Raw genomic sequence first — 2,349 nt, forward strand, 5'->3', positions numbered from 1 at the left:
GCCTTCACCTTATCGGCCATGGCCTGGGCGCGTTCGCCATCGTCGCTGCTGATGGCGACGACCTGCACGCCACGTTTTTCGAAGTCGGGCACCAGGCGTTCCAGTTCCAGCAGGTACTTGGCGCATAGCGGGCAATGCAGGCCACGATAGAAAACCACCAGGTCAAAGCGCTCTCCCGGCGCGGCGCCGAGGACGAAACGGCTGCCGTCGGTTAGCGCCACATTGAGCGCGGGAACAGGGTGGCGAGGCATCAGGGCGGTTGCGGTCATCAAACATCCTTTCGTTAAATTGCCGGGGCTTTCGAAACATCGTGGCAGGCCGGGGTCCGCTCATGGCTGGCCTCACCATAATCAGGATGGATTTCATTGTCGAGGGGTCTCCGATGACGCCGATAACCAGCGACTGGGTGCTGTGCTTGGCCTTCATGCTTTGGCGTAGGCCAAGCTGCGCGGCGCGGGGCTCACTCCCAGGCCAGCGCCCCGCCCGTCTGGTACTCGGTGACACGGGTTTCGAAGAAGTTCTTCTCCTTGCGCAGATTGGCCTGCTCGTCGAGCCAGGGCAGGACGTTTTCGGCACCGGGGAAAGGCTCGGTGACGCCGACCTGACGGGCCCGGCGGTTGGCGATGAAGCGGAACTGGGCGACGTGCAGTTCGGCGTTGTAGCCGAGGATCGGCTCGCGCAGGATGTAGCCGGCGTAGGCGGTTTCGGCCGCCTCGGCTTCGTCCCACAGTTGGCGCAGGGCGGCCGGGTCGAGCGTCAGGTTTTCCTCGATCAATAGTTCGCGGATGACGCGGATGCCAAAGGCGCAGTGCAGCACCTCGTCGCGCATGATGTATTGCAGCTGCTCGGCGGCGCCTTTCATGAGGCCGCGCCGTTGCAGCGCGAAGACCGGGGTGAAGCCGTTGTAGAACCAGCAGCCTTCGAAGATCACGGCGAAGAAGAAGTAGGACAGCGCGAATTCGTGCAGGTTGGCACGGTCGGTGAGGTCGAAATCGGCGCGCATGACCCGCTCCAACCGGCGATTGGCGAGCGCGATCTTGCCGTGGATTTCCGGCACGACGCGGTAGCGGTTGTAGATCTCCTGCTGGTCGAGACCGAGGCTTTCGATGCAGTGCTGGTAGGTCCAGGTGTGCAGCGCTTCTTCGTAGACCTGGCGAGCCTGGTAGATCTGCAATTCGGGCGCGCTCATCTTTTCCATGACGGCCAGGCCGATGTTGCGCATGGCCAGGATGTCGGAGGTGGTCAGGTAGGCCAGGACGTTTTCGAAAACGTGGCGCTCGGCTGGCGAGAGCTTGTGCTGATAATCGTGCACGTCCTGCGCCATGCCGATTTCGAGCGGCGTCCAGTGGTTGCGGTTGGCTTTCAGGAAGAATTCCCAGGCCCACGGATACTTGAACGGGGCGAGCTGGTTGATGTCGGCCTTGCCGTTGACGATGCGCTTGTCGGCGGCGTTGGTTGGGGCCAGGGACTCCCTCTCCTTTATCTCCCGCAGGGAGGGTATCCCTTGGGACAAGGGGGTGAAGGCGGGGTTTCGCAGAGCACTGCTCTGCGCCGCCTGAACGGGCTGGCCATGCAAGGCCAGCCCTCCGGTTGGGGTGGGGATGGGTTCGTGGTCGACGGGAAGATTGGACCCATCCCCCTCCCGACCTCCCCCTTGAAGGGGGAGAAGAACTGCGGGGGTATCCCAGTCGTCGAAGCGAAAAGCTGCGTTCATGTTGGTTTCTCGTGAAAAGGGTGGTCAGGCGCCGAAGGCGGCCATCGTTTGCCGCAGCTCTTCGAGGCCCTTGAGCAGATCGGGGCCGGGATGGGTGAAGTACTCGCCGGTCAGCGGCAGGATGGGGATGCCCGGCTTGGCGATCGCCGGGTTGCAGCTTTCGCCGCGCCGGCTTTGCAGGGCAAAGATCAGATCCGGTTGGCGCCGGCCTATCCAGGCGGCGACGTCGCCATCCGGGGTGTCCGGCTTGAAGTTGCGGATGCTGTCGTGGTCGGCCACGACCGCGAAGCCGGCGGCGGAAAAGACTTCGTGCAGCGTCGTTCCCCGTCCGAAAGAATACGGCGCAGCGCTGCAGGCCGAGAGAATCAGCACGCGGCGCTGGCGGCTGTCGACCAACGCCGCAGCACGCCAGTCGGCGGCGAATTTGTCGACGCGACGGTCGATGTCGGCGACACCGGCAGCCCGGCCGATGTCGCGCAACATCGCCTCGACCCCGGCCATGCCGCGAAAGCCACCGACGCGCAACGCGCTGGCGCCGGCAGGCGTCCATTCGGAAAAGATGACCAGATCGGGCGCCAGCATGTCGATCACGCCGGCATCGGGGTCGATGACGCCGCCGGTATCCGGCCGGGCCA

The 2,349-nt window shown here is 64.3% G+C and carries 3 protein-coding genes; all 3 read right to left on the bottom strand.

The window, feature by feature from the left end; genetic code table 11:
* The coding region (locus ADADOO_RS12540; protein WP_511277842.1) for a redoxin domain-containing protein at nt 1-269 on the bottom strand (269 nt) is incomplete at its 3' end.
* A 191-nt stretch (nt 270-460) separates the two neighbouring features.
* Nucleotides 461-1,576, bottom strand: coding sequence for a ribonucleotide-diphosphate reductase subunit beta (locus ADADOO_RS12545; RefSeq protein WP_511277843.1), 1,116 nt, complete (start codon nt 1,574-1,576; stop codon nt 461-463).
* Between the two features lie 162 nt (nt 1,577-1,738).
* Nucleotides 1,739-2,349, bottom strand: a 611-nt coding sequence (locus ADADOO_RS12550; RefSeq protein ID WP_511277844.1) for a substrate-binding domain-containing protein, incomplete at its 5' end; no start/stop codon positions are given.

This window comes from Azonexus sp., assembly GCF_036170495.1.
Lineage (GTDB): Bacteria > Pseudomonadota > Gammaproteobacteria > Burkholderiales > Rhodocyclaceae > Azonexus.